Origin of the sequence: Marinomonas gallaica (genome assembly GCF_001639745.1) — a bacterium.
In the GTDB taxonomy this organism is placed as follows: Bacteria; Pseudomonadota; Gammaproteobacteria; order Pseudomonadales; family Marinomonadaceae; genus Marinomonas; species Marinomonas gallaica.
The window spans coordinates 1-26,660 of sequence record NZ_LTAX01000017.1; the positions used below are offsets into that span (position 1 = coordinate 1).

General features: G+C 45.7%; 23 protein-coding genes and 1 tRNA gene. 15 read left to right on the forward strand and 9 right to left on the reverse strand.

The features are described 5' to 3' along the window. Positions 1–546: 546 nt before the first annotated feature. The gene (locus AYW76_RS14110) at positions 547–978 is read right to left on the reverse strand and encodes a helix-turn-helix domain-containing protein (protein ID WP_067221445.1); all 432 of its coding nucleotides are present in this window, start codon (positions 976–978) and stop codon (positions 547–549) included. 227 nt (positions 979–1,205) lie between these two features. On the opposite strand from AYW76_RS14110, the gene AYW76_RS14115 reads away from it, so the two are divergent. After that, entirely contained in the window at positions 1,206–2,375 is a 1,170-nt protein-coding gene (locus tag AYW76_RS14115) for an EAL domain-containing protein (RefSeq protein WP_067221447.1), read from the forward strand. 371 nt (positions 2,376–2,746) lie between these two features. On the opposite strand, the gene AYW76_RS14120 is transcribed toward AYW76_RS14115, so the two are convergent. Both AYW76_RS14120 and nfsA read right to left on the reverse strand, forming a co-directional pair. After that, positions 2,747–2,823: transfer RNA gene (locus tag AYW76_RS14120), tRNA-Ile, on the reverse strand. 130 nt (positions 2,824–2,953) lie between these two features. After that, positions 2,954–3,691, reverse strand: a complete 738-nt coding sequence (gene nfsA / locus AYW76_RS14125; RefSeq protein ID WP_067221449.1) for an oxygen-insensitive NADPH nitroreductase — start codon at positions 3,689–3,691, stop codon at positions 2,954–2,956. Between the two features lie 225 nt (positions 3,692–3,916). On the opposite strand from nfsA, the gene AYW76_RS14130 reads away from it, so the two are divergent. Next, positions 3,917–4,711, forward strand: a complete 795-nt coding sequence (locus AYW76_RS14130) for an alpha/beta hydrolase (RefSeq protein ID WP_231872620.1) — start codon at positions 3,917–3,919, stop codon at positions 4,709–4,711. Between the two features lie 12 nt (positions 4,712–4,723). Continuing rightward, the gene (locus AYW76_RS14135; protein ID WP_067221453.1) at positions 4,724–5,107 is read left to right on the forward strand and encodes a rhodanese-like domain-containing protein; all 384 of its coding nucleotides are present in this window, start codon (positions 4,724–4,726) and stop codon (positions 5,105–5,107) included. Between the two features lie 103 nt (positions 5,108–5,210). Here AYW76_RS14135 and AYW76_RS14140 read toward each other — a convergent pair whose 3' ends face one another. Next, positions 5,211–6,587: a glycine--tRNA ligase gene (locus tag AYW76_RS14140; RefSeq protein ID WP_067221456.1), complete on the reverse strand. Its 1,377-nt coding sequence runs from the start codon at positions 6,585–6,587 to the stop codon at positions 5,211–5,213. Between the two features lie 208 nt (positions 6,588–6,795). Here AYW76_RS14140 and AYW76_RS14145 point away from each other — a divergent pair, with 208 nt between their 5' ends. The 11 genes from AYW76_RS14145 (at position 6,796) to AYW76_RS14195 (ending at position 18,854) form a co-directional block, all read left to right on the forward strand. Then, positions 6,796–7,242 carry a DUF3429 domain-containing protein gene (locus tag AYW76_RS14145; protein ID WP_067221458.1) on the forward strand — a complete coding sequence of 149 codons (447 nt, stop codon included), beginning with the start codon at positions 6,796–6,798 and terminating at the stop codon, positions 7,240–7,242. Positions 7,243–7,252: 10 nt separating this feature from the next. Then, entirely contained in the window at positions 7,253–7,648 is a 396-nt protein-coding gene (locus AYW76_RS14150; protein WP_067221461.1) for a thiol-disulfide oxidoreductase DCC family protein, read from the forward strand. A gap of 55 nt (positions 7,649–7,703) precedes the next feature. Further along, complete coding sequence (locus tag AYW76_RS14155) at positions 7,704–8,417, forward strand: SDR family NAD(P)-dependent oxidoreductase (protein WP_067221465.1); 714 nt, start codon at positions 7,704–7,706, stop codon at positions 8,415–8,417. Between the two features lie 155 nt (positions 8,418–8,572). Next, positions 8,573–9,280: a GntR family transcriptional regulator gene (locus AYW76_RS14160; protein WP_197467832.1), complete on the forward strand. Its 708-nt coding sequence runs from the start codon at positions 8,573–8,575 to the stop codon at positions 9,278–9,280. 19 nt (positions 9,281–9,299) lie between these two features. Next, the gene (gene prpB / locus AYW76_RS14165; RefSeq protein ID WP_067221469.1) at positions 9,300–10,184 is read left to right on the forward strand and encodes a methylisocitrate lyase; all 885 of its coding nucleotides are present in this window, start codon (positions 9,300–9,302) and stop codon (positions 10,182–10,184) included. Positions 10,185–10,370: 186 nt separating this feature from the next. Beyond that, entirely contained in the window at positions 10,371–11,498 is a 1,128-nt protein-coding gene (prpC, locus tag AYW76_RS14170) for a bifunctional 2-methylcitrate synthase/citrate synthase (RefSeq protein WP_067221471.1), read from the forward strand. Between the two features lie 51 nt (positions 11,499–11,549). Continuing rightward, positions 11,550–13,034 (forward strand): 2-methylcitrate dehydratase, encoded by a 1,485-nt coding sequence (gene prpD / locus AYW76_RS14175; RefSeq protein WP_067221474.1) that lies wholly within the window; start codon positions 11,550–11,552, stop codon positions 13,032–13,034. A gap of 132 nt (positions 13,035–13,166) precedes the next feature. After that, positions 13,167–15,167 (forward strand): GNAT family N-acetyltransferase, encoded by a 2,001-nt coding sequence (locus tag AYW76_RS14180; RefSeq protein WP_067221482.1) that lies wholly within the window; start codon positions 13,167–13,169, stop codon positions 15,165–15,167. A 248-nt stretch (positions 15,168–15,415) separates the two neighbouring features. After that, the gene (locus tag AYW76_RS14185) at positions 15,416–16,408 is read left to right on the forward strand and encodes a TRAP transporter substrate-binding protein (RefSeq protein WP_067032478.1); all 993 of its coding nucleotides are present in this window, start codon (positions 15,416–15,418) and stop codon (positions 16,406–16,408) included. Positions 16,409–16,545: 137 nt separating this feature from the next. Beyond that, entirely contained in the window at positions 16,546–17,223 is a 678-nt protein-coding gene (locus AYW76_RS14190; RefSeq protein ID WP_067221485.1) for a TRAP transporter small permease, read from the forward strand. Positions 17,224–17,240: 17 nt separating this feature from the next. Continuing rightward, entirely contained in the window at positions 17,241–18,854 is a 1,614-nt protein-coding gene (locus tag AYW76_RS14195; protein ID WP_067032484.1) for a TRAP transporter large permease, read from the forward strand. 429 nt (positions 18,855–19,283) lie between these two features. On the opposite strand, the gene AYW76_RS14200 is transcribed toward AYW76_RS14195, so the two are convergent. The 3 genes from AYW76_RS14200 to AYW76_RS14210 are packed head-to-tail and all read right to left on the reverse strand — an operon-like array spanning position 19,284 to position 23,437. Beyond that, the gene (locus AYW76_RS14200) at positions 19,284–21,242 is read right to left on the reverse strand and encodes a tripartite tricarboxylate transporter permease (RefSeq protein WP_067221488.1); all 1,959 of its coding nucleotides are present in this window, start codon (positions 21,240–21,242) and stop codon (positions 19,284–19,286) included. A 32-nt stretch (positions 21,243–21,274) separates the two neighbouring features. Further along, a complete protein-coding gene (locus AYW76_RS14205; protein WP_067221491.1) occupies positions 21,275–22,348 on the reverse strand; it encodes a Bug family tripartite tricarboxylate transporter substrate binding protein in 1,074 nt (357 codons plus the stop codon). 33 nt (positions 22,349–22,381) lie between these two features. Beyond that, positions 22,382–23,437, reverse strand: coding sequence for a 4-oxalomesaconate tautomerase (locus tag AYW76_RS14210; protein ID WP_082866240.1), 1,056 nt, complete (start codon positions 23,435–23,437; stop codon positions 22,382–22,384). A 119-nt stretch (positions 23,438–23,556) separates the two neighbouring features. On the opposite strand from AYW76_RS14210, the gene AYW76_RS14215 reads away from it, so the two are divergent. Further along, on the forward strand, positions 23,557–24,450 hold the full coding sequence (locus AYW76_RS14215; RefSeq protein ID WP_067221493.1) for a LysR family transcriptional regulator: 894 nt from the start codon (positions 23,557–23,559) through the stop codon (positions 24,448–24,450). On the opposite strand, the gene AYW76_RS14220 is transcribed toward AYW76_RS14215, so the two are convergent. Together AYW76_RS14220 and AYW76_RS14225 are read right to left on the reverse strand one after the other, a co-directional pair. Continuing rightward, positions 24,443–25,195 carry a sulfite exporter TauE/SafE family protein gene (locus AYW76_RS14220; protein ID WP_067221495.1) on the reverse strand — a complete coding sequence of 251 codons (753 nt, stop codon included), beginning with the start codon at positions 25,193–25,195 and terminating at the stop codon, positions 24,443–24,445. The two genes, AYW76_RS14215 and AYW76_RS14220, sit on opposite strands and share 8 nt — an antisense overlap. A gap of 97 nt (positions 25,196–25,292) precedes the next feature. Beyond that, positions 25,293–26,651 (reverse strand): sigma-54-dependent transcriptional regulator, encoded by a 1,359-nt coding sequence (locus tag AYW76_RS14225; protein ID WP_067221497.1) that lies wholly within the window; start codon positions 26,649–26,651, stop codon positions 25,293–25,295. Positions 26,652–26,660 lie beyond the last annotated feature (9 nt).

The window sequence follows — 26,660 nt, forward strand, 5'->3', positions numbered from 1 at the left end:
TTAAATGCCGGTTTGCTTGGTTTGCACATTAAGCATGGCACATAGTTAGGAGGGCGGGTCCATCTCATTTCCTACAAATCGCGAAAAGATTTCGCTCGTACAAAAGCTGACGAGGCGAGACATGGCGCAAGCAAATTAAATGACATGGAATGAAGCAACAAAGCGGTTGGTAAGCACCGAAACTCGTTATTCTTAGTTTTTAATAAGACCATTTGATCTGAGACTGTTTCCCTCGGAGACCGAGGTTCTACAAATCGCGAAAGGATTTCGCTCGTACAAAAGCTGGTTAGCGGTATTCCATGCGTTTAATTTGTGCTGACGCGTCGCTGGCGAGGTACGAGGCAAGACATGGCGCAAGCAAATTAAATGACATGGAATGAAGCAACAAAGCGGTTGGTAAGCACTGAAACTCATTGCTTTGTGTTTTAAATAGGATCATTTGGCCTGAGAGTGTTTCCCTCGAAGATCGAGGCGCTACAAATCGCGAAAGGATTCCTACGTATTATTCCCACGCACTGTGGGACTGGGTTCTACCTTGGCGAGCGCTTAATTAAAACGATGTATAGAGGTGTGGTTGTCGACGTCCACATCAGTGGAAATTTGCCAACGGTGGAGGGTTTTCAATTGCTCAAGCAATAAGCTTTTGTTACTCGGGGAGAGTTCGTGAAAAAGCTTTAATAAGGCGCTGGTGTCTGCATTAAGATCAATCGGGTGGCTATGTTCTTGCAATGCCGCGCTTTTATGGTTTTCTAAGAAACTTGGGATGCTTGCAATAGGCAGCTCAGATGCGGCGTAAAGCACTGAGGGTGTGATATCTAAGGCTTTTGATATTTTCTGCAACACCTTTTGAGAGGGTTGTCTTAAGCCCTTTTCAATGCGCGAAACATTGCTGGTGGCAATTTCTGCCTCCAGTGCAATCTGCTCTTGCGTCATCTTACGTTGTTTTCGAAGGGTTTTTATAACATAGCCAATATTCATAGCGGAATTATCCGTATTTTTTTGCCATCTAGGCAAAACCAATAGGGCAAATTACTCGACATTTTATTGCCATTGAGGCAACGCAGTGCGGGCAAATTGCTTGACTTTAATTGCCCTTAAGGCAATATTAGTCTTCACTAACTGTCCTAGACGTTTTGTTGTTTCGTTAGTTCGAGTCTGCAATTCTGGTGCAATTTTCAGCTTGTAGTAAATTTTTGGGTAGGATCTTGATCAACACTAACAAAACAGATTTTGCGGCTGATTGGCTTGCCTTACAAGAAACGATTCGATGCTTTATTGTGTTGGACCGTAATGATTCAGTGGTTTTTTGTAATCCTATGGCGGGTGCGACTTACTCTCCTTCACACAATCGTTATTTCTTATCTTTGGATTGCTTTTGGCTCGAATCGGAACAGCGTATTTTTCATCCAAGTGAGTTCCGTAAATTAAGTGGCCAACAAGTTGATCTTCTCTTTAAAGTTAAAAATCACGCTCCTATTGAATTACGTTTTTTGCCAGAAGAAATTGAAATATCTGGCAACCAGTATCTCAACATCAAGTTGGTTAATGAGAGCTTACTGACTACCCACAACACCGCCCCTTCCGTAACGCTGATGGATGAATTGGTCAGTGATTTGGCCGCTGGCAGGCTTTTTGTTCACTACCAACCTCAGTACGATGCAGAAAATGAAACGCTGTTTGGCGTAGAAGCCTTAGTGAGATGGATAAGACAAGACGGCGAGCAAATCCCCCCTGATACATTTATCCCCTTGGCGGAAAGTTATAATTTCATCGCAGAGCTGGATCTCTGGGTATTGGATCATGTCAGCCAGCAGTTAGCGGACTGGGAAAGCAAGGGGATCGAACTCCCCGTGACGGCCGTCAATTTTTCGGCATCCAGCTTTAACGATGTGTATCTCAGTGAAAAAATATTAAAAACGCTTAAATATAACGAGGTTCATCCTAAAAATATCACAATAGAGATAACAGAAAGCAAAGAAATAAACTGTTATAGCCAAGCAGAGAAAACTATTTTTGAACTTTATAATGCTGGCCTGAAAATATCTCTGGATGATTTTGGCATTGGTTTTTCCAACTTTAATCGGCTAGCACAAATCCCTGTATCGCAACTAAAGCTTGATCGATCTTTTGTTTTGAACTTGCCAAAATTTATTTATACAGAAATAAGCAAATCTATTTTATCTATTGCCCATAACCTTAGTTTAGCGGTGATTGCAGAGGGCGTCGAAAATGAACAGCAACTGCAAATACTTCAATCACTCGGATACACAATCTTCCAAGGGTACTTTTTCTCAAAGCCACTTGCTGCTTCGGACTTTGAAAATTGGCTGGCTCAACACCAGCACTCTAATATTCCTATAGACTCTCTGGTGTGACACCAGACCTCAGCAAGCTCATTACTCCACGCTTTTAATAGATTACTTAGCCTAAGGCCCTGCTGGAGCGGCGGTATTCCATGCGTTTGATTTGTGCTGACGCGTCGCTGGCGAGGTACGAGGCAAGACTTAGCGCAAGCAAATTAAATGACATGGAATGAAGCAACAAAGTAGCTGGTAAGCACCGAAACTCGTTACTCTGTATTATTCATAGGATCGCTTGGTCTGAGTGTGTTTCCCTCGGTGGCCGGGGCCCTACCAATCGCGAAAGGATTTCGTACGAGATCACATTTACCTAGGTAAACGAGGTGCAGCAAATGCTGGCAATAAAAAAGCCCTAGCAGACATTAACCTGCTAGGGCTTATTTATATGGTGGCCCCACCCTGACTTGAACAGGGGACCTGCCGATTATGAGTCGGATGCTCTAACCAACTGAGCTATGGGGCCTTAAATCGGCGCCTATTATAGCCAGACCACATCTACTTGCCAAGAACATTAAGTAAAATTCTTCCGACAAATCAAGCAACTAAGCACCCAATCACTCTATCGCCATTATTAGAAAAGGCTCAAAGTGCCATTACTTCATTTCAAAGCCTTGCGAGATCAGAAAATCACGCATATGTGGGCGCAGTTTCCCGGAGAACATGGGCGCCATACTTTGCGACCAATTGGAGGATTTGTTCCCGCCCGTCCGTGCTTGATAGTAACGCTCCATCTCTGAATCGTATTGCTCAATTAATACTGGGTCATGTTGTGCATCGTAGTAGTCTTGCTTCAACACTGTTGCCAAGGGTAAGCGCGGTTTAACGTCTGGATCTTGATCTGGGTAGCCAAGGCACATGCCAAACACTGGGTAGACATGCTCTGGCAATCGCAGTAATTCGCTGATTGCTTCTGGATTATTACGCACTCCACCAATATAGACGACGCCAAGACCCTCTGATTCAGCGGCTATGGTTAGGTTTTGCGCGACCAAGGCCGTATCAATGGTCGATACCAATAATTGTTCCGTCATGCCCATGGTCGGTTCAATGCCTGTGCGAGCCGCTGCTTCTGTATTACGTTTCATATCGGCACAAAATACAAGAAACTCAGCAGCTTGTTGAATGTAGGCTTGATCACCAGAGAGGGCCATCAACTTAGCCCGATTCTCTGGGTCTGTTACTCGAATAATGCTGTAGGCCTGAACGTGATTGCTTGATGATGCGCCTTGGGCTGCGCTGACTAACTGCTCAAGCATTCCGACCGCTAACGGTTTCTCGGTAAACTTTCGAATGGATCGATGTGACTTTAACAACGTCATAACAGAATTCATGAATAACTCCTTATCTTTGTCATGCTACGCATTATGACAGCGAAGATGGTAAGACCAAGCCACACCCGTTATTTTAAAAATACTTCCTTTTTTCAGTAAAAACAGATCCGATTGATTTCACTTTACGTATGGTAATTGATTATTAAAAATCTATAGGTGGATCCTATCAAACTTTCATCCCTTTTTACGACTGTTGCGGCCGTCATCAGCTCCGGATGCACTCAAGTGGGTGTAAACGTAGCTAACATACCGAGTCATTTTGGGGATGTTATACGCCATGAAAATATAAGTTATGGCAACCTGCCTGAACAAACGTTAGACATCTACACGCCACAACAAGAAACAGGCCAACGGCATCCAGTCATTGTGTTTTTCTACGGCGGTAGCTGGCAAGACGGTCATAAAGAAATGTACCCCTTTGTGGCCAAGCCTTTTGTTGATCGTGGTTACATTGTTGTGATTCCTGACTATCGCAAATACCCCCAAGTTAAGTTTCCAAGCTTTGTCGAAGATGGTGCGGATGCGATTGTCTGGACCATGGACAACATAGGCTCATTTCAAGGAAACCCTGATAAGTTATTTGTGATGGGGCACTCTGCTGGGGCGCACATTGGCGCGCTGATCAGTGCAGACGAACAATACTTATCTAGCAAAGGACACTCAAACCAGAACATTAAAGCATTTGCGGGGCTGTCTGGGCCTTATGACTTTATTCCTATGGAAGAGGATCTTAAAGATATCTTTGGCCCTCCAGAACGCTACCCTCAAATGACGGTTACGACCTTTATTGATGGCAATGAGCCACCGATGCTACTAATGTGGGGAGAGGAAGATACGTTAGTAGGCCAACGCAATATCGATTTATTAAGCACTAAAATAAAACTTGAACGAGGACGCGTCACCACAAAAACCTTCCCAGAAATGGGGCACGTAGACATGATTTCTAATTTGATTTGGTTTCTTCCGAGTGAGGTCTCTATCGACCAAGAAATCTCGGATTTTTTTGCTCGACAACACTAACGGAGAAAAAATATGGAACGTTTGTCGCTAGATACCAATACCCCTATAAAGTTTTCTATATTAGCGTTAATTGCTTTGATTATCGGTGTGTTTAGCCTCAGTGCAACGGCGTCAAAACGCTCAGATGTTGCCTGGCAAGCCCTCAATAATGGTGCCATGTTAATTGATGTTCGCACCGCTCAGGAGTTTAAGTCTGGTCACTTAGAAGAAGCGGTCAATATGCCTCTTAGCAGTTTGAATAAATTGGCCAACCCAATAGACCGCGACACGTCAATTGTTGTCTATTGTCGATCAGGCAGCCGTGCCGGCCACGCAAAGCGCCAGCTGTATGATATGGGCTTTGTCAATGTCATCAATGGTGGTGGTCTAGAGGAAATGCAGGCAAGTAAACCTTAGCCTAATAGACACATTACAGAACCTGTCTGTTTGTCAAAAACTAAAAAGCCGATGCAGTTCACACTGCATCGGCTTTTGATTTTTTTAAGAGCGCGACTTTGACTTAGTCTTGATTTACAAAGTAGTTCAAGATGAAGCTTGGAAGATCGACCGTGTTAACCACTTCTTGTTCCATGGTATCACGGTGGCGAACAGTCACTGGTGCGCCTTCTTGTTCAATCGTATCAAAGTCAACTGTGATACAGATCGGCGTACCTACTTCGTCATGACGACGGTAGCCTTTACCTACGTTACCGGTATTTTCATAAAGGATACGACCTAGGCCAAGTTTCTGTAGACGGTTCTTAATGCCTTTTGCGGCTTCAACGATTTCAGGTTTGTTCTTCTTAAGAGGTAGAACAGCAACTTTGATCGGAGCTAGATGCGGCTTAAGTTTTAACACGGTACGGCTTGAGCCGTTTTCAAGCTCTTCTTCGGTGTACGCTTCCGTTAGCACCGCCAACAAACCGCGATCCAAACCTGCTGAAGGCTCGATACAGAATGGCACAACCATTTTGTTTTCTTCTAAATCACGTACTGCTAGCTTAGTCGTTGAGTGCGCATTTGGTTTAACCTTGGCTGACAAGCCGAACTCTTCTTGAGCCTTAGTGTGCGACCCTAGGTCATAGTCGGTACGGTTTGCGATCCCTTCCAGCTCTTCAAAGCCATGTGGGAATTTGTACAAAATATCAACCGTCGCTTTTGAGTAATGCGCTAGATCATCGCCAGTCACATGTTCAAACTCGATGTTCTCTTTTGCCAAACCTTGATCAAGCCACCACTGAGTACGAAGATCGACCCATGTTTGATGCCATTTTTCGTCTTCACCTGGTTTACAGAAGAATTCCAGTTCCATTTGTTCAAATTCACGAACACGGAAAATGAAGTTACGTGGCGTGATTTCGTTACGGAACGATTTACCGATCTGAGCAATACCAAATGGTAATGCGCGCGATGTTGAATCAACGACGTTTTTGAAGTTTGTAAAAATGCCTTGCGCCGTTTCTGGACGCAGGTACGTGTAAGACTCTTCGTTCACCATCGGGCCAACGTTCGTCTTAAACATCAAGTTGAAATCACGAGGCTCAGTGACGTTGGTTGAACCACAGTTGTCACATACTTTGATGTCTTTCATGTGGTCAGCACGCAAGCGCGATTTACATTCGTGGCAGTCTACCATCGGATCTGTAAAGGTATCTTCGTGACCCGAGTATTTGTACACATATTTGTTTTGAATAATGGCAGCGTCTAGACCTTCAACATCGTCACGGTCATAGACCATAGCGCGCCACCATGCTGCTTTAAGGTTGTTTTTAAGCTCAATACCTAGTGGACCGTAGTCGTATGCACCTTGCATACCTCCGTAAATCTCACTGCCTTGGAAGATAAATCCACGACGTTTACAAAGGGAGACGAGTTCATCCATCGTTTTAGCTGGCATTTTTCAACACACCTTAATTCGTTAATTTAGGGGCGGCTGGCGCGCAACGGCGTAGCCGATAAAATAAGTTCACCATTGTACTCTGTGCCCTCGCTCTACTCAATGGGGCGAAAAAGTTCGCTCTTAGATACTTTTTTAAATGCCTCAAGATCTATTCTGTTAGATAATACGCAATTATTGTCAGCAGCTTTTACTTTTAGGATAAACAATGCGTAACAATTCAAGCTCGCTTATTAAAACGCTTGGCGTTTTAGGGCTTATCCCATTTATCGCGAGTACGTTAGCTTTTCACTTCAATTTTTACCATTATGGTCTGCTTGCTCAGTCTGTTTTCGTCGCGTACAGCGCTGTTATCTTAAGTTTTCTAAGCGGTGCAATTTGGGGACAAGTACTGGAACAGCCGTTTCAATCGAAATGTAAAATACTGCTCATCGCCAGTAATGTGGTAGCGTTGATCGCATGGTGTGGATTACTCATTGATCAGCCGCACATGTCTTTACTGCTACTGTTATGTGGCTACATCAGCATCTTTTGGTTGGAAGTACGTTGGTTAAAACAAATTCGTCCGGATCAAAGTTATTACCCAAATTTGCGTTTTGGTCTAACGGTAGCGGTGTGTGCTATGCATTTGCTCATGCTCTACCCAAAAATTTAGGTTACCCCTTATGATTACGTTGTTCTACGACGGGTACTGCCCACTTTGTGTAAAAGAAATCACATTACTAAAGCGCTACGATACCGCACAGCGCCTAAACCTAGTGGACATTCACAGTGACACCTTCAACAACCTTTATCCGCAAATTGATGAACATGCGGCCGATCGTTTACTGCATGCTATTTTAGACAACGGTCAACTCGTGACAGGTTTAGATGCCAATGTGGCCGTCTGGCAAGCCATCGGCAAACATAAATGGCTTAAAGTGTTGCGCTGGCCGGTCATTCGCTGGTTTGCGGACCAAGGCTACTTATTATTTGCCAAACACCGCCACAAACTGTCTTATTGGTTAACGGGTGAAAAGCGCTGCGAGCCTTGCAGCAAAGACCATTGCCCTCCTCGCTAGTCATCCAAGTCACACGCCTTCTGCGTATGCTTCATTATTATACGAAGGAGGCTCTATGCCACACACAGTCATTGTTGTCGGTGCCGGAAGTAAAATCGCACAAGCATTAATCGCTAAATTAGTAAAAGAAGATACTTGCCAACATATTCTTGCCATCAGCCGGGGACAAGCTTTCTCTGATCCCAAAATCACATCCATTAACACTCAATACGACGAAGCCAGCATTGAGCAAGCCTGCTCTCAGATTTCGTTATCCGCTCCTGTCGGCAAAGTATTTATTTGCCAAGGGATCTTGCACCAAGACGAACTACAACCAGAACGTAAGTTTGAGTCAATCTCCTCAGACAACATGCTCAAAGTCTATGAAGCGAATACAGTCACGCCTTCGCTTTGGTTAAAGTACTTAACCCCACATTTGAAAAGCAATGAGCCCTGTAAAGTGGCTTTGTTTAGTGCACGCATTGGCAGCATCAGTGATAATCAATTAGGAGGCTGGTACAGCTACCGTGCCTCTAAAGCCGCTCTGAATATGATGGTACAGACGTTTTCAGTGGAACTCGCAAGGCGTGCCAAAAACGTTAAACTGTTAGCTTTTCACCCAGGTACAACGGATACACCGCTTTCTGAACCCTTCCAACGCTCTGTCCCTGAGGGGAAGTTGTTTACACCTGAGTTTGTCGCCTCGCAATTATTGAGCTTACTCGATACTTTAGAAATGGACGGAAAAGCCAGCTATATGGACTGGAACCACCAATCGATCACTTGGTAACACGCCCCTGAACACCCTCTACATTGTCGACAATGTAGGATTTGCCTTTCTTTTTAGACTAAGACCTAAGTCGAATTGTCGACAATCTATATTGATCTATACTCATTTTCACTCTATAACGGGTTTCATTGTAGACAACAAAATAGGAAATGAGCGTGAACAAGGTCACAACTCTAAAGTCTGCCACACTACCGGATGATTTAACTCAGCGTTTAACCGCTGAGATCATTGATGGGGTGCTTCCACTGGGCAGTAAAATTTCAGAACCGGAACTCGCCAAACGCTATGGCGTGTCTCGTGGACCGCTACGTGAAGCCTTAGTAAAACTGGAAACCCTTGGCCTCATCACACGTACAGCCAATGTTGGGGCTCGTGTGGTTGAGCTAAATATAGCCGACCTGTTAGACACGTTTACGCTACGCGAAGCGATGGAGGGAATGGCTGCACGTTTGGCGGCGGAATTGATTAGTGAGGCTGAAATTGAACAACTTTATACGCTTCTAGAAGATCACCAAGCGCATTTAGACGCCAATCAAGATGAGCACTATGCCAGCCAAAACGGCAACGAGGACTTCCATCTGCGTATTATTCACGCCAGCCAAAACAAAAAACTGATTCGTGTATTAACACAAGATTTGTATGCCACGATTCGTATGTATCGTCGCTACACGGCCGACTCGCGTCCAGACCCACGTCAGGCATTACGCGAACACAAAGCCATTCTAGACGCCATCGCCAACCGCGAGGGCGATTTAGCCGAACTGCTCATGCGTCGCCACATTAGTCGCGCCGCAAGTCTTTTGAAAAAAGCGATGCTGCACAACAGCATTTCTCAGGGTAACACTGGCCAACCGAGCCAATAACAATAAAAGTGAGGATCGTATGACGTTAGCATCACCCGGCGCACGTTTTCGCCAAGCGATAAAAGACCATTCACCATTGCAAGTCGTTGGTACCGTCAACGCCTACTGCGCCATGATGGCGGAACAAACAGGCCACCATGCCATTTACTTATCAGGTGGTGGGGTTGCCAACGCCTCATACGGCTTGCCCGATCTTGGTATGACCGACCTGAATGACGTATTAGAAGACGTACGCCGTATTACTGCAGCCAGCCAATTGCCATTGCTGGTCGATATTGATACCGGCTTTGGCGGTGCATTTAACATCACCCGTTCCGTGCAACAAATGGAAAAAACGGGGGCTGCCGCTGTACACATTGAAGACCAAGTTCAACAAAAGCGCTGTGGCCACCGCCCGAATAAAGCCATTGTCAGCCAAGCTGAAATGGTGGATCGCATCAAAGCTTGTGTCGACGCGCGTAACGATGACAGCTTCGTCATCATGGCTCGTACCGATGCGTTAGCCGTAGAAGGCATGGATTCCGCCATTGAACGGGCCGTAGCCTGCGTTGAGGCAGGGGCTGATATGATCTTCCCCGAAGCCATGCTGACTCTTGAGCAATACCGCGAGTTTGTGGATGCTGTAAAAGTACCGGTATTGGCTAACATCACTGAATTTGGCGCCACGCCATTGTTTAGTCGTGAAGAGTTAGCCAGCGCAGGCATCGATATGGTGCTGTATCCACTCAGTGCCTTTCGCGCGATGAACCAAGCCGCACTCAATGTGTATCAACACCTGTTAAATGATGGCCACCAGCGCAATGTGGTCGACACGATGCAAACACGCATGGATTTATACGACTTCTTAAATTACCACGATTACGAACAAAAGCTCGATGCGTTGTTCTCTGAAAATAAGCGTTAATAAGGATCAGAAACCGTTGATGACATACATATTATCAGTCATGCACCACGCTTTGCCCTCGATGGAGTCGGGGCCTACGAGCTAACTCTGCTCAGTGATAAAAGTGCGATGTCCCCGATGGAATCGGGTCATACGAGCTGGTGTTTAACTGATTATCTCGCTAACAATAAAAATGGAGATAAAGAAATGGCTAAAGAATTATCAGGCGCTGGCCTTCGAGGTCAAAGTGCAGGTGAAACCGCTCTCTGTACCGTTGGCCAAACGGGCTCTGGCCTCACTTATCGAGGCTATGACATAGAAGAGTTGGCTGAAAAAGCCTGCTTTGAAGAGGTGGCGCATTTGCTCCTGTATGGCAAACTGCCAAACCAAACGGAACTGGATCATTACAAAACTAAGCTCATGAACTTACGGGAGCTGCCACAAGCCCTAAAATCGTGTTTGGAATTAATTCCCAAAGACGCCCATCCAATGGATGTCATGCGCACAGGTTGCTCTTTTTTAGGCAACGTTGAAACAGAAACCGACTTTAGTCAGCAACAAGACGTTGCCGATCGCCTATTGGCAACGCTTCCTGCCATCATATTGTATTGGTATCGCTTTAGTCACGACGGTGTTCGTATCGACACGCTTAACCCATCTGTGAACAGCCTAGCGGGGCATTTTCTAGCGATGCTACACAGTGACACACCTAATTCATTACATGAAAAAGTGATGAACGCCTCGCTGATTCTGTATGCAGAACACGAGTTTAATGCGTCTACTTTTACGGCGCGAGTGTGTGCTTCAACGCTTTCCGATATGCACTCCTGTATTACCGGCGGCATTGGCAGCTTACGCGGCCCGCTTCATGGCGGTGCCAACGAAGCTGCAATGGACATGATCGAGCCTTGGCAAAGTGCCGACGAAGCCGAAGCTGCGATCCTCGATAAATTGGTCAACAAAGAAAAAATCATGGGCTTTGGTCATGCAATCTATCGTGAACGTGACCCTCGCAACGACATCATCAAGAAGTGGTCCAAGCGATTGTCTGAAGAAGTCGGTGACACACATCTATATGCGGTATCTGAACGCTGCGAAGCCGTTATGTGGCGCGAGAAAAAACTCTTCTGTAATGCCGATTTTTTCCATGCCAGTGCGTATCGATTTATGGGCATTCCAACCAAGTTATTCACACCAATTTTTGTATGTTCACGTGTGACAGGGTGGGCTTCCCATGTGATGGAGCAACGCGCAAACAATCGCATAATTCGACCCAGCGCAGATTACACGGGCCCTGAAAAAGCCACTTGGGTCGATATTGCAGACCGAGATTAATAGACAGATACACCAGCATGAGCTGGTTAGATAAGAATTAGAGGAACCACCATGAGTGCAAACGTCGATTTAAATAACCGCCCTGAATACGATCAGGTCATCCAAGACATCGCGGATTATGTTTTAAATTTCAAAATTGAAAGCCAAGAAGCCCTCGATACAGCTCGCAACTGTCTAATGGATACTATAGGTTGCGGCCTATTAGCCCTACGTTTTCCAGAGTGTACTAAACACCTTGGCCCTATGGTGCAAGGCACTGTTGTACCGAATGGTGCGCGTGTGCCGGGCACGTCGTTCACTCTCGACCCAGTGAAAGCAGCATGGGACATCGGTTGCATTATTCGCTGGCTCGATTACAACGACACTTGGCTCGCGGCAGAATGGGGCCATCCTTCCGATAACCTCGGTGGTATTTTGGCGGTCGCTGATCATTTGTCTCAAGTACGCGTCTCTCACGGCGAAGCGCCATTGACCATGCGAGAAGTATTAGAGGGTATGATCATGGCCCATGAAATCCAAGGCGTGATTGCCTTGGAGAACTCGTTTAACCGTGTCGGTCTGTGTCACGTTTTATTAGTGCGTGTAGCATCTTCTGCGGTTGTAGCAAAAATGATGGGCGGCAACCGTGAGCAAATTATGGCCGCCATTTCGCAAGCCTGGGTTGATGGCTCAGCATTACGTACCTATCGTCACGCTCCGAATGCAGGCTCACGTAAATCATGGGCGGCGGGGGATGCTACGTCTCGAGCAGTCCGTCTAGCCGATATGTCATTGCGGGGTGAAATGGGCATTCCCGGCGTACTGACCGCGCCGCAATGGGGGTTCTACGATGTGTCTTTTTCTAAAACCAATAAAGACCAGCAGTTAAAAACACCCGAAGATCGGACCTTCAAGTTTACTCAGGACTACGGCACCTATGTTATGGAAAATGTGCTGTTTAAGATCTCTTTCCCTGCGGAGTTCCATGCACAAACGGCGGCTGAAGCCGCCGTCACCTTACACCCGCAAGTGAAAGATCGCTTAGATCAAATCGAGAAGATTGTGATTCGTACCCACGAATCCGCTATTCGAATCATTTCCAAAGTCGGCCCATTAGCGAACGCAGCTGACCGTGACCATTGTCTCCAATACATGACGGCCGTACCACTCGCCTTTGGTAACCTGATCGCTGATCACTATGAAGACGACTTCCATATGCAGAACCCCATTATTGATGAACTGCGTGAAAAAATGGAAATCACTGAGGATGAACGCTTTACTCGTGAATACTTGGAGGCAGATAAGCGTTCTATCGCCAATGCTATCCAAGTCTTCTTTAAAGATGGCACATCAACAGAGGAAGTGTCAGTCGAGTATCCGATTGGTCATCGACGTCGCCGCGAACAAGGCATTCCGCTGCTCGAGAAGAAATTCAGAGCCAATTTAGCAACTCGGTTCCCCTCTGCTCGTTGCAACGACATTTACTCTTTATGTAAAGATCAGCAACAACTTGAAGCAACAGCCGTACATAAGTTCATGGATCTATTGGTTATCTAATTCAACAGTACGCGAAACGACCCAACTTAAAGTACTCATGTGAATCCTAGATTCTCTGAACCCAAGAACCTAGGTATGATAAAAAGAAGCCTACATAGATAGGCTTCTTTTTTTATGTAAGTAGGGCCATTCATGACCAGTATTCATTCGCCTCATCGCCACTGTGTGATCAGCCAGCAAACTCGTGGCAATGCCTTAAATAACTTTGCAGCGTTAACCCAAAGGCTAGCGGACACACTGGTCGTCTCGCATTGTGAAGAGGTACTCTTAGCCGGTACCACACAAACTACTTTCAATGGTCTGAAACGCCAACTCGGCAATAATTACTCGGCTATTTTTCTCGATTTATCTGCGGGCCTTAATCTATCGGCATTAGCAATAGTAGCCGGAACACTAAAAGGCGGAGGCCTTCTAGTTCTTTATCTCGGCCCCCACTGGTGTTCAAATGAAGATCAAGAGTTAGCCCGTTTTCTTCCTTGGCCTTTAGAAAGTACTCAGGTGAGCAGCACTTATAAAACGCTGTTTTGGCAAGCCCTTAGCCAACCTAACTCTCCTTTTACAGAGCAATGGCCTCAAACGTTATCGCCCTATCAACTCACCGAGAAGAACTTAACCTCGGATCAACACCAATTTATAAGCCAAGTGCTAGAGCGGCCCCCTAGCACACATATACTGATCGCCGCTCGAGGTAGAGGGAAATCCTATGCATTAGCTGAGTTGCTATATCAAGCTAAGACACGCGACCAACAATGTTTTTGTACGGCATCAAGTCTTCATAACTTAGCGACGCTAGTGCAGCACTTTCAAGAGCTGTCCGAGACACAAGCACCTTTCATCGCACCAGATGAATTACTTCGCTTACACACGCCCATTGATTTATTGGTCGTCGATGAAGCAGCTAGCATACCATTACCAATGCTGGAGCAAATGGCCCAGAAAGCGAAGCGCGTGATATTCAGCAGTACCGATTTTGGCTACGAAGGCTCCGGTAGGGGCTTTGGTCTACGCTTTCGCCAACACCTTCGACACTTAAAAACCCCTTGTCACGAGTACACATTGAGTACGCCTTTAAGGTGGGGGGAAAGTGACCCATTGGAAATTTGGCTCGATCAGCTGCTGTTTAAAGAGTATCAAAGGAATGTAGAACTAGAAGACACGCCAAACACATTGTGTGGTGCTCAATGGTTACAATACCCAAACCTTTTAGATCAAGCATTTGCTTTATTAGTAAGCGCCCACTATCAAACAACGCCTGAAAATAAAAGATGGTTGGTTGACGACCCAAGCGTAATCACCTTTTTTCACTACCACGATAAAAAGTTATTAGGCGTAGCATTGGTGACAGCTGAGGGCCGTTTACCTAAAGATTTATCAGAGCAAGTTGCCCAAGGCAAACGGCGCCCAAGAGGCCATCTTGTACCACAGTCTTTATTAGCCCACGAAGGGATACAAGACGCAGGACAATACACCTATTGGCGGATCAGCCGTATTGCTATCGCGCCCGAAGCGCAGAGACAAGGCTTAGGTAGCCAGCTTATCGAGAGTATCTACCAAGCGGCTCATAGCCAAGCGATCGATTTTCTTTGTACTAGTTTTGCTGCAACCACTGAAGTGGTGTCATTCTGGCAACAAAACAACTTCCGTGCAGTACGTTTGGGCAGTGCAAAAGACCAAGCGAGCGGAGCCTACTCTTTAATGATGCTAAGGCCCTTATCTAAAATCGCTCACTCACGTCATCATTTCTGGTGCCAGCAGTTCAGCCAGCTCTGGTTAAGCAGTTTACCCCTTGGACTTCAGCAATTATCCCCTGCTTTAATCAGTACCATTGCAGCCAGTTGTATCATGGGGGAGAATCCACACATTCCCTCTTTGACAGACAAAACTGTGTCAGATTTGATCTTTTTTGCGAACTACAGCCGCCCTTACGATTCCGTGCGTTCTCAATTACTTCATTTTACGCTCAATTTATTAGAACAGAAAAAATTACACCCCAATAACCCCCAACACTTGCTATTACTGGGCTGCGCTCTAAATATCTTTACTGAAAAAGACGCTCATGACTTAGATTTCAGTGGCAAGAAAGATCTTTTTAAAGCTCTAAAAGCCACTGTAAACGCACTTTTACCGGCTTAACTTAAATGGGTGAATAACCACCCATTAGCTTTTTTTCATGGGCGAATTGTCACTCATCCCTCCCAAGTTGACTGGATAGCAATATCCACCAAAATTTATTTTTACCTTACAATTCAATCACTTATATTTTTATTAAATAGTTGGCACAAAATGTGTAACAAGTACGAACAGCAACAACCAAATTGCGTTGCATGTTTGGCAATGCCCAAGCTAACAATAATAAATACTCAAAATTTGGAGTCATGAAAATGAAAAAAATCAGCCTTGCACTAACCACTGCTGCCCTTGCACTGTCTGCGACTGCCGCTTCTGCAAACTGTGATTCAGGTGAGCGCGTTGTAAAGTTCAGTCACGTAACAGGTGGTACAACGCACCCTAAAGTGGTTGCCGCTAACAACTTCGCGGAACGTGTTAACAAGGAGATGGACGGTAAACTGTGTATCGAAGTTTTCCCTAACTCAACACTGTTTGGTGATTCCAAAGAGCTTGAAGCGCTGCTTCTAGGTGACGTACAACTTCTAGCACCTTCTCTTTCTAAATTCGGTTCTTACACACCTAAATACGGTGTCTTTGATCTACCTTTCATTTTTAAAGACATGGATCATGCGATTCGCTTCACCAAAACAGACGAAGGTAAAGAACTTCTAACTGCGATGGACGAATATGCCGGTTTCGTTGGTCTAGGTTACTGGATGTCAGGTATGAAGTACTTCTCAGCGAACAAGCCTCTAATGGTACCTAGCGATGCTGAAGGCCTTAAGTTCCGCGTACAGACCTCTGATGTAGCGAAACAAATGATCTCTGCCATGGGCGCATCGCCTCAAGCAATGGCGTTCTCTGAAGTATACGGTGCTTTACAGACAGGCGTTGTAGATGGTCAAGAGAACACTTGGTCAAACATCTACACGAAGAAATTTTACGAAGTACAAGACAGTATTACGGAAACCAACCATCAGTTGTTGGCTTACCTATTTATGACATCTTCTGATTTTCTAGCGAGCCTAAGCGATGAAGATCGTGCTCAATTCATCGCCATTGCTGACGAAGTCACTCAAGAAGCGAACGAGTCCGTTAAAGCAAAAGAAGCCGCTAACCGTGAAAATATCCTAAAAGCAGGCGGAACGATCAATACGCTAACGCCAGAGCAACGTGCTGAATGGGTTGACACAATGAAACCTGTTTGGAAACAGTTCGAAGGCGATATCGGTAAAAATCTAATCGATGCAGCCGCTGGCGCATAAGCGTAGTACGACCGAGCAGCAAAGCTAGCGCCATATGGCACTAGCCCTTTCGTGCCTTTCACATACGTGTTAACCCACCCGTGAGCTCTGGTGTGAAAGGCCTTTTTACGCTGCCTTCCGATGTTTAGGAGTCCCCCATGGCATACTGGCCTCATTTATACTTATTGATATTTATTCTAGCCCTATGGGTGCTGGAAAAACGTTTTCCGAAATTCATGGAACGATTTGAAGAAAATCTATTAGTTCTCGTCATTTCTTCAATCATGGTGGTGTCATTCGGCCAGGTGATTGCGCGCTATGCTTTCAACACAGGTTGGGTGGCGGCGCTGGAATTCAATACCGTTATGTTTTCTTGGCTGATCCTTTTGGGCATGAGCTATGGCATCAAAACGGGTTCGCATCTTGGGGTCGATATTCTTCTGAATGCAGTACCTAAAGGGACTGCAAAAGTGTTGTCTCTGATCGGTGCCGCAGGTGCGATGCTCTATGGTCTTATCTTACTCGATTCAACTTGGGTTGCGATGTTAGGCATAGACGTGCGTGGTGGTGCCATTGAGTACTGGTACAAAATGTGGCGTATTGGTCTAGGCCAAGAAGAACTTCGCTACCCTGCTTTTATGGTCGAAGCGTTCGACATTCAACCGCGTGTACATCGCTGGTTAGTACTTGTGATTCTGCCAATCAGTTTGGCATTACTAGCGTACCGTTCTCTACAGGCTTTTATAGCCATCGCAACAGGCAAGCGTGATATGTTGATCAGTGGTCACGAAGCGCAAGACCTTGTTGAAGAGAACAAAGGTGCATTGAAAGACTAATTGGTTAGGAGCGTATCGTGGAAGCATTAATTTTATTTGGTATGGTACTAACGCTGCTCTTTATCGGGCTACCAGTTGGTATTTGTTTGGGCTTAACGTCCATTCTGTTTATTACATTTTTTTCCCATGACTCTTTGTCATCGGTAGCAATCTCATTATTTGGCGCAGGTCAACACTACACACTTTTAGCGATTCCGTTTTTCATTTTGGCGTCGTCATTCATGTCTACTGGTGGTGTGGCAAAGCGTTTGATTAACTTTGCCATCGCTTCTGTCGGTCACTTCCGTGGTGGTTTGGCAATGGCTTCCGTATTGGCATGTATGATGTTCGCAGCACTGTCTGGTTCATCGCCAGCAACCGTGGTAGCGATCGGTACTATTGCCATTGCGGGTATGCGCCAAGTCGGTTACTCAAAAGAGTTTGCCTCCGGCATCATCGCCAATGCGGGTACTTTAGGTATCCTAATTCCGCCTTCCATCGTAATGGTGGTCTACGCCGCTGCGACGGACGTATCTGTTGGTCGTATGTTCTTAGCGGGCGTGATCCCAGGCTTGATGGCGGGTGGTATGTTGATGTTGGCAATCTATGTGGTTGCACGTATCAAAAATCTACCAGCGGAAGAGTGGAAAGGCTTTGGTAATTTAATCCGTGGCGGTAAAGACGCGGGGTGGGGATTATTTCTAATCGTAATCATCATGGGCGGTATCTACGGTGGTGCTTTTACACCAACAGAAGCCGCTGTGGTAGCCGCGATTTACTCGATCTTCATCGCACTATTCGTTTATCGTGACATGGGGCCACTTAAAGGCGAGACATGGACCAAAGACACGGATGCACCCGCAGCACGTGTGGGTTTCAATGGTACGGTTTACGGTGTGTCATTTTTCCTAGTGTGGGAAATCATGTCTTTCTTCGCGCTGTCTGGCAGTGAAGCAATGACCGCTGGTGTACGAGCTATTATTGGTTTGGTTCTAGGTGCTTTACTGGCTCTGTTCTACGTGTCCAAACGTGGTGCTAAGCTTGAAACAAGCTTAGTGAGCTGTATTGCTCAGGGTATGCCTATTTGGGGTCGTAATTTCTCACTGATGGCGCGTGGCTTCTTCCCTGCTTTATTTGGCGAAGAGACTCGTAAAACCATGCTAGATGGTACCAAGACAACCATCATGCTGATGTTTATCATCGCTAACGCATTGCTGTTCGCACATACTTTATCCGCTGAGCGTATTCCGCAAGCGATTACAGAATGGATGCTAGGTGTTGGTTTCAACTGGTTCACGTTCCTAATCGCTGTCAACATTCTATTGTTGATTGGTGGTCAGTTTATGGAGCCATCTGGTCTATTGGTGATTGTTGCACCTGTGGTGTTCCCAATCGCGATGGAGCTGGGTGTTGACCCAATTCATCTAGGTATCATCATGGTGGTCAACATGGAGATCGGGATGATAACGCCGCCAATAGGTCTCAACCTCTTTGTAACCTCAGGGATCACCGGGATGAGCTTGGCTCGAGTAGTAAAAGCAGCCATGCCTTTCGTTGCGGTATTGTTTGTCTTCTTGATCCTTGTCACCTACATTCCTTCTCTATCGACTGCACTTCCATATGCAATCATGGGACCAGAGATTGTCCAGTAACACCCTTTTATGACATTAACTATTGTCATGTTATTAGCGCCCTACGGGGCGCTTTTTTTTGCTAGTCCCCCACTAAAACAACATGCCTTGCCATAATAGACGCCCAACAAGCAGCGTTTAAATAATATTAAATACAATTAAAAAGATGATCTGACACTTTTTAAACACACATTGTAATGACATAGCGGCGGCAAACGTCGCTACAGTGCGAAATCGATCGACAAAAACTTGTTTAATGAACGCAGCGACAAAAGGCTCGATGGTAGCGACATTTTCGACAAAGACTACGGTTTTGAAAATCTCTTAAATACTATTTTCGATCCCCCTTTGCGAACAGAAAAGGGGCTTTTTATAGGTTATGTAACAGACAAAAAAATGCCCGCCTAAATAGGCGGGCATCAAACAAGTCGCGGGGTCAGCGAATACTTGTTAAACCAGATTCGCTATTGCCAATACATAGCCGTCTAGCAATCCTTCAGGGTAGTCGACACTCATGACTCGACCTAACACCAAAAGGAATACCAACAAACCGAAGGCAATTGATAACGATTTTACTACTCCTGCACGGGCAAAGAAGTAGATGAACGACAGCGAGAACACGAAGGTAGTGGTTAAGAAACCGAGTTCGAAATACAAGAAAGCCATGATGAAAAAGCCCACTATATAGAACAGTCCTTGTCGAATCTCAGCCGTTGCAATTTGTCCACGATGACGCAGATGGTTAATAATGACCATTAGCGAAGAGCCGCCCAATAAGGTCACCGCAATCAATGGGAAAGCGCTTGTTAGCGTTTGTTCGCCCCAAACTTGGTAACCAAATACAACGGCTACCAGCAAAAACAAACCTGCAATCCATATATCCAAACTGAAGTTAGTGACAATGGCAGTGTCTGCAGCAGCTTTTGCCTCTTCAGGGGTTTGGCGTTTACGCATCATTCTACGGAATACAGTAGGTAGGAATAAACCACATAGAATCAATGCCCCAATGATTAACACACCAGGACGTGTAAACCAGCTGTATTCATAAAACTGAATACTTTGGAAAAAGTAGTTTTCAGCACCGGCAGATAATACAAAGCCAATTAAAAAAGCGGGGCGAGGCCAATCTGCATTCTTCATTAACACACCGATTAAGGCAATGGCGCCTAACGCTAGGAAATCACCAAAACTACGAGTGGCTTGATAAGCGGCAAACAGAATTAAGGTTAAAATAACGGGCGCTAGAATAGAGAATTTGATGTACGTCAGCATCGAAATAGGACGTGTTAAGAAAATACATAACGCCGCACCTAAAATATTCGCTAAAGCCAAAGACCAGATAATGGTATAGGTCAGGTCAAGGTGAGTCGATACCATGGATACGCCAGGCTGAATCCCTAGTAACAACATACCACCCAAAAAGACCGCTGCAGACCCTGAGCCAGGAACACCAAACAGAATAGTCGGAATCATACTACCGCAGGAACACGCATTATTCGCAGACTCTGGCGCAATAACACCTTTGATTTCACCTTTACCGAACTGGCTCTTATCTTTACTGGCACTCATGGCAAAACTGTAGGTCATCCAGTCCACAACCGAACCACCCAGTCCCGGGATTGCACCGACAAGACTACCAAAAACGGATGAACGTCCAACCAGTGGTAAATTGCGCATAACGTCTTTCAGACCTTGACCTAAACCTTGTCCAAGCTGATTGCCTTTTGTTGCAATGGACTTATTTTTTATCAATAACGAAATAATTTCTGGTAACGCAAAGATGCCTAAACCAACGACGATCAGAGGGATACCATCATATAAATAGTCAACATCGAAGGTAAATCGGAAATCACCTGTTGCAGGCGCACCACCAATAGTACCAATCAATAACCCCATGCCACATGCAGCAAGACCTTTGTAAACACTGCCACCCGAGAGCGAAGCGACCACACTCAGACCGAGCAAGGTGAGCATAAACAGCTCAGCGGAAGAGAAGGCGAGTACGACGGGGCGCGCAACCAAGATAAACACACTCAGTATAACGGCACCCACCACACCGCCAATCATTGAAGATAAAAAAGCCGCGGACAGCGCGCGCGCAGCCTGTCCTTTTTTTGCTAATGGAAAGCCATCCATGACTGTTGCCTGCGAAGAGCTGGAGCCGGGTATCCCCATTAAGACTGAGGTAAATGTATCCCCCGTGGGTACGACGGCCACCAGTCCCATCAGCATCCCTAAACCAACAGAAGCATCCATACCGTAAATAAACGGCAACAGCAAAGACATCCCTGCAATACCGCCTAATCCTGGGATGATCCCAACAATTAGACCTATGACGACACCAAGCATCAGGTATGACAGATGCATAACAGACATCACCTGATCTAGGGCACTGAATAAAACAGACATAAACTCTCCAATAAATCTATAAGATCAACCAATTACAGCGAGTAGTTGAACTCAGATTTCAACCAGTCTTTAATCCATTTATACATTTCAGGAGAGATCTTTACGGCATCACCTAGGTACATCGCAATGTCGACACCAACGGCATTTTCATATGGACCCACTTGCTCTGCTGCTTCCTCCTGAAACTTAGGGTCAGCAATCATCTCACGTACCGCTTTGTTGTATTCTGCCAGTACTTCACCTGGTACATCAGAAGGGACGAAGATAACTTTTTGGAAAGCAAAGCCTGCTGCCAAGAATTTACGGTACACATCGTATTGCATGCCACTAGGCTGTTTACCATGAACTGTTTGGTAAGCTTCTTCAAATGTTGGAATATCAGGGAACGCAGGATCACGAACAATTTTCCCTTCTTTGTTCATAACACCAACACTGAACACAGGAATAGCTTTACCGTCATCTACCAAGCCTTGAACAGAGTTTTTGTAAGCTGAAGATGTTTGAAAATCGATTGTTGCCTCGCCACGTTCAAAGGCTAAACGACCCGCGCCACGGCTCTTCATACCAAAAACGGGCTTAATATCTGCGCCCATCAAGTCCAACGCAATCAAAACTGGTAGTTCAAGCTGAGTTGGACCTTGCGATGCAAACTTAAGCTGTTGATCCATTAATTTCTTAACATCACTGCTGTCGGAAATGCCTAAATCAGGCTGAACGTAAATCACACCGCCTGTTGGACTGGCTAGAATCGGAGACCAGTCATCTAGATTAAAGCGCACGCGTTTGTCACCCAGCATGTATGGGAACAATGTCGACGCAGAGGTACCAATAATATCGGAACCATCACTCTCAGCGCGCTTGTAGAACAAGTTCGCCCCTGTTATCGAACCACCGCCTGGCTGGTTTTTGATCACAACCGTTGGATTGCCTTCAATAAAGTTAGACAGGTTTGGGGCCATGAAGCGTGCCCAAACGTCTGTCCCACCTCCGACACCAAATGGAATGGTAAAATCAACTGTGTCAGGCACAACATTGTCTGCTGCAACAGCGGTTGAAATTGAGAGAGCTGTCACAACTCCCATGGCAATATGCTTTAGTTTTTTCATAGTAGTTACCTATTATTTTTATATTAAACTAGCCTAGTTTAAGTAGACCAGACCGGAAAAGATCGGCTTCGCTGTCCGCACTAACGAAACAGATTGAACTTCACCATTTAGCCAATTGACGGTTAAATCAATAAAACCTGTGGGATGCTCCAACTTAAAACCAGTTCTACCTTGAGCAGACTGAACCAGTGTTTGTGCAATAGTGCCTTCATTGCAAAGTGCATTGACGATGGCAATACTACCTGTCACCGCTAGCGCTTTATGACAGCGATCTGGCACAAAATAGCGAGCAGAAATCACCCCTTGAGTTTGCGGTAGTGATACCAAAATAGGTTTTGGTATCACCATATTAGAGACATCGCCCATGCCCATCAGTAAGCCGGCTTTACGGCGTAGTTCTTCAAGGCGCTGCATGAAAATTTCATCCGCATCGAACTCACTGGGTGTTTCATGGCCCGTTTTACCAAGGCTCGAAGCGTTAACAATCATTACCGGTGTCGCTGCATCAATACAGGTCACTTGAATGCCATCAATATCATCGACCTTTTGCCCTGTGGGGAATAGCTTGCCTGTTTTAGAACCAGCGACATCTAAAAAAGTTAATTCGATCGGTGCGCCCGGTGTATTGGTGCCGCTGATCATAAACTCGCCACCGTATTCAACACGTCTGTTGGGGGTCTGAACCGTTGAGTGGATCACCTTATTAGTGTTCAAGTTCTTAATTCTAACTGTGGTTCGTCCTTCCGTCGCATACACAAGACCTGACTCAATGGCAAAGGGAGCGACGCCAGCCAACATATTTCCACAGTTCGGAGAAAAATCGACTGACCTATTTACAATGCCTACTTGCGCAAACAAATATTCAACGTCTGCATCTGGCGTTCTTGAAGGACCAACCATAGCAACTTTACTTGTTAGACTGTTCCCGCCCCCAAGACCATCAATTTGCAATTCATGCCCAGCTCCCATTATTTTCATTAGCAATTCAGCTAACTGCCCACGGTCTTCTGGCATGTCAGTCAAACGTAAGTAAGGCCCTTTTGAGGTACCTCCTCTCATTAACATGCAAGGTATAGTAAGTTCCGCCATTTACGTAAGTATCCGTTGTTGTTCTTTGGGCTAAAGAATTACACGCCCCAACGGATGCATCAAATGCAAATATAGAGCATAATCAATGCAAGAAACGCATCAATAGAGCTGGTAAACCTATGCATCAAATTGAATTCAAAGACCTCATCATCTTTGTTAAGGTCGCAGAAACGGGCAACTTCCATGAAGCAGCTGAAGCCACATTTTTATCTCAGCCAGCCCTTAGTCGACGTATACAAAAGCTAGAAAACGTCTTGGGCGCAACGCTATTTGAGCGTACCACTAGGAAAACCAAACTAACGACGGTAGGTCGAGAATTCCTCCCCAAAGCAAGACGCATGTTAGAAGAATTTGAGCTTTCTGTGCTGGGCATAAAGGACATGGCAAGCCAGCAAAAAGGCACCATCACGATTGCTTGTATTCCGACCGCCGCCTTCTATTTTTTACCATCCGTTATCAAGCCTTTTAACGAGAAGTACCCCGGCATCCGCATTAGAATTCTTGATGAAAGTGCCAACCAAGGGCTTGAATCGGTCATTCAAGGTGACGCAGATTTTGGCATTAACATGGCCATTGCGCAGCATTCGGAAGTGAGTTTTACGCCGCTTATCGATGACCCTTTTGTCGTCTGTATGCGACAGGATCACCCACTCACGGCACTGGAAGAAGTCACTTGGAAAGACCTAGAAAATTACAAATTGATCAGCGTGAGTCGTACCAGTGGTAACCGCTTGCTACTCGATAAATCCATCGCCCGCGATCAAGTCAACCTCAACAGCTTTTATGAAGTTCAACACTTATCAACCTCATTAGGATTAGTAGAAACCGGATTAGGATTATCCATTGTACCGCGACTGGCAATGCCATTAGGCACCAATAGCGCCTTGACGTTTCGTCCTTTAGCGGGTGAACAAATTGACCGCTCTATTGGCTTAATTAAACGAACCGCGACACCTGTTTCCCCTTCGGCAGATCTCTTTATCGAAATTCTATTAGAACAGTGGTCTACATAAGATAAAACGCTTGGATAAACAGACGCCCAGCCAGCAGCGTTAGAATGATATTAAAAATACGATTAAAATGGTGATCTGACACTTTTCTTAGCACCTTTAGGCCAATCCAAGTGCCTATGGCGCCACTGATGACCATGCACAGAAGCAGTGGCAACCATGGTGTAATTGGAAAACCCACTTGTTCGAATACCGCTATTTTTAACACATGTTGTAATGACATGGCGGTGGCAAACGTCGCCACTGTACGAAATCGATCAACAAAAACTTGTTTAATGAACGCAGCGACAAGAGGCCCAGTGGCGCCGACAAACAATGTTAAAAACGTCGTGATACCGCCTGCTAACACGGTTCCAAACTTACCTAATACCAATTTCGGTAATTTCGGTCCCCAGCATAGAAATAGAATGAAAACAGCGATCGATAAGTACATCACGGAAGGCGCTAACGCCACCAATACAAACTGGCCAATCAAAGCACCGATGATAGCTCCGGGTAAAAAAGTTCCGATCAGAGGCCAATCAATATGGCGCCAACTCATGGCTGAACGACCTGCGTTCGAGCCCAGCTGTACAACCCCATGCAATGGGATAATCAATTGCGGCGGAAGTATCTGCGCCATGACACCCAACAGCATGACGCCACCACCCACACCAAAACTTGCGGTAAATAATGAGGTTAGTCCTGCCGTAACAACTAACAAAATGAAAACGATTGGCGATAAGCCGTTTAAGAAAACGTCAGCCATGATTACTCCGCATACATGATTGATATACGATGCTACCACGATCTCATCATAGATCTGATGAATCGCGGTGTTTTCAATAGCTTAGGAGAAAATTGAATTACGACTTATACAAATCCTTATCGAGGTCGTACTTACGCATTTTATCGTAGAGGGTTTTACGTGGTAGACCTAACGCATCCATAGTGTCCTTAATGGAGCCTTTTTGACGCATTAGCTCTTGTTCTAGTAAGGTTTTCTCAAAACGTTCCATTTGCTCCGGCAGGGTCATAATGCCAGGGTTAGTTTCATTGGTAATGATTTGGTCAAACTCAAACGAACCCGCTTCGCCCATCAATACATAACGCTCTGCAAGATTGCGTAATTCGCGGACATTTCCCGGCCAATCATAGCTCATCAAGCTGTGCATTCGCTCAGCAGTCAAAGGTTCTGATTCACGCTTATATTGGGCGGTAGCAACCAAACAAAAGTGTTGCCATAAGAGTGGAATATCTTCTTTGCGCGCGCGCAGAGGTGGAATATCGACGCGTACAACGTTTAAGCGATAGTATAAATCTTCACGGAAAATACCCGTTTCACTCAGCTCTTTTAGGTCGACTTTGGTGGCGGCTAGAATGCGTAAATCTAAATCAACGCCTTTGTTTGAACCAAGTCGTTCAACTTTGCGCTCTTCTAATACGCGCAGTAGACGAACCTGCATGGACATGGGCATGCTTTCGATTTCATCTAAAAACAATGTGCCGCCGTTTGAGTGTTCGAGTTTACCGATCCGCTGAGTTTTGGCGTCGGTAAACGCGCCTTTCTCATGACCAAAAAGCTCTGATTCCATGATCGAATCCGGTACAGCGCCGCAGTTAATGGCAACAAACGGATGACTGCGTCGCGAGCCGTGCTCGTGTATAAAACGCGCCACCATTTCTTTACCGGTACCCGTTTCCCCTTGCACAAGGATGTCCGCACCGGTATCGGCCACATGCAGTAACGCTTGACGCAAACGGTGAATACCAGGAGTGTTGCCAATAATGCGTGGGCCGGGCGCATTATGTGCAGCCAACTCTAAACGAAGGTTACGGTTCTCTAAGGTCAGACGACGCTTCTCGCAAGCACGGCGCACCACTTCAATAAAGTCATCGTTAGAAAACGGCTTCTCGATAAAATCGTAAGCACCATCCCGAATAGCATTGACTGCCATACTGATGTCGCCATGACCCGTAATCAGAATAAATGGAATCTCAGCATCAATCTTTTTGACGTGTTCGAACAACTCAAGGCCGTTCATACCCGGCAAATTGATATCACTAACGATGACACCAGGCCAGTCTATCGACACCTGCTCCGTAACGCCTTGCGCGCTGGCGAATTCCGCCACGTCAAAGCCTTCTAGCTGTAGGGTTTGTGATATGGCCATTCGGACCGACTGTTCATCATCTATGACAATGACGCGATCAAGTTCTGACATGGCAAAATC